The 1,221-nt window shown below is 71.3% G+C and carries 1 protein-coding gene and 1 pseudogene; one reads left to right on the forward strand and one right to left on the reverse strand.

Features of this window, described 5'->3' with window-relative positions; translation table 11 throughout:
- Positions 1–443 (reverse strand): annotated as a pseudogene (locus tag AB0M20_RS44530) (chitinase); the annotation flags it as partial.
- Positions 444–578: 135 nt separating this feature from the next.
- On the opposite strand from AB0M20_RS44530, the gene AB0M20_RS44535 reads away from it, so the two are divergent.
- Positions 579–1,221 (forward strand): glycosyltransferase family 2 protein (locus tag AB0M20_RS44535; RefSeq protein ID WP_364307636.1); only part of this gene is annotated, 643 nt, incomplete at its 3' end.

Genomic DNA, 1,221 nt, shown 5'->3' on the forward strand with positions numbered 1-1,221 from the left:
CCGCCGAGGCTGAGCATGATGTCACCGCCGCCGGAGCGGAGCTGGCTGATCCGGCGGTCCAGCTCCAGCGACGCGGCCGCCTCGTCCGGGGTGTAGGCACCGCCCCAGCTGGGCGCGCACCCGTCCTTCGGGTCGGCCACCACGAAGGCGAGCGCCACATCGTTCGCCGGGTTCAGCTCCGGATCCTGGAACTCGAAGGTCGGCGTGAGCGTCACGTCCACGTACGGCACGGCCCACGACTTCGCGGTCGGGCCGGCCGTGTCCCGCACGTGCAGCACCGCGATCGTGCCGCCCGCGCCGAGGCCGGCGAGCAGCAGGATGAGGAACCCGAGCCGCAGCCACGAGAGCCGCTCGGCCGGGGTCTCCGGCTCCTGCCAGTCCGGGTCCGCGAGATTGTCGTGGTCCGGGCGGAGAGAGGGCAGCGTGGCGCCGTTGGTTGGCATGACAGCCCAGATCGGCAGTCGCGGCGGCGACTGAAGGATCGCGTGGGGTGAAACCTTCAAGCGACGTGGTCGCGCGGCCGATGAGAGGTCCCGGGCCGCGTGTGCGGTCCTGCCGTACGAAGTGAAGGGCAGGCCATGCAGCGCAATCCGCGCCAGTGGGGGGCCGACAAACGGTCCGCACCGCATCCGCTCGTACCGCCACCGGTGTCGGAGGGCCGGATCGCCCGCGGCCGGCTCGCGATCGTGCTGACGATCACCGTCTGGGCCTGCTACATGATCGGCACGATCATCCAGCAGTTCGTCGCCGGCCACGCGAACAGCGCCCGGCTGGTGATCGAGGCGATCGTGTACATGGTCGTCGTCACCGGCCTGGCCGCCTCCGCGGTCGCCTATCTGATCACCCGGATCGGCTTCTTCTACCGCAGCCGCGCGCACCACCGGGCGCCGCGGATCGTGCTGGACAACTTCCTGCAGGGCGACACGCCCTCGGTGACCGTCCTGGTGCCGTCGTACCAGGAGGACGAGCGGGTCATCCGCACCACGCTGCTCACCGCGGCGCTGCAGGAGTACCCCGGCCTGCGGGTCGTGCTGCTCATCGACGACCCGCAGCAGCCCAAGACCCGCAAGGCGCGGGACCTGCTGCTCGACGCGCGGGCTCTGCCGGCCGCGATCGAGGCCGAGCTGGCCGTCCCGTTCACCCGGGTCCAGGCGGCCTACGAGCGGTTCGAGAACTCGATCGACGCCCGGTCCACCACCGTCGAGGACATGCGCGAGCTGG

The sequence above is a fragment of the Actinoplanes sp. NPDC051633 genome (assembly GCF_040681735.1).
Taxonomy (GTDB): Bacteria; Actinomycetota; Actinomycetes; order Mycobacteriales; family Micromonosporaceae; genus Actinoplanes.